The sequence below is a fragment of the Phocaeicola sp. RTP21198st1_B8_RTP21198_201120 genome, from assembly GCF_040929485.1.
Classification (GTDB): Bacteria; Bacteroidota; Bacteroidia; order Bacteroidales; family Bacteroidaceae; genus Phocaeicola; species Phocaeicola dorei.
In genome coordinates, this window is the sequence record NZ_JBCOCI010000332.1 from 572 (window position 1) to 1,132 (window position 561).

1 protein-coding gene is annotated in these 561 nt (G+C 47.1%); it reads right to left on the reverse strand.

The genetic code is table 11. The features are described 5' to 3' along the window. The coding region (locus tag AB5935_RS25980) for an adenosylhomocysteinase (protein ID WP_368327872.1) at positions 1-561 on the reverse strand (561 nt) is incomplete at both ends.

Here is a 561-nt window from a genome sequence, read left to right on the forward strand (position 1 = left end):
GAATTACTCATCACGAATGACGGGTGTCCTGTTGCACATCCCAGATTTACCAGACGACCGTCGGCCAACAAGATAATGCTATGTCCATCCGGGAAATAATAACGGTCTACCTGCGGTTTGATATTCACACATTTGATGCCCGGATAATGTTTCAAAGCATCTACCTGAATTTCATTATCGAAATGGCCGATGTTGCAAACGATAGCCTGGTCTTTCATTTTCTCCATGTGGTCGATACGGATAATATCGATATTACCTGTCGTAGTCACGAAGATGTTACCTTCCAGACAAGCCTCTTCCATCGTCACTACTTCGAAACCTTCCATTGCAGCCTGCAGTGCACAGATCGGGTCTACCTCCGTCACGAGCACCCGCGCTCCATAAGAACGCATGGAGTGAGAACAGCCTTTACCCACATCACCATAACCGCATACCACTACTACTTTTCCGGCAATCATCACATCTGTTGCACGCTTGATTCCGTCGGCCAACGATTCGCGGCAACCGTACAGATTATCAAACTTAGATTTCGTTACCGAGTCGTTTACATTGAATGCCGGG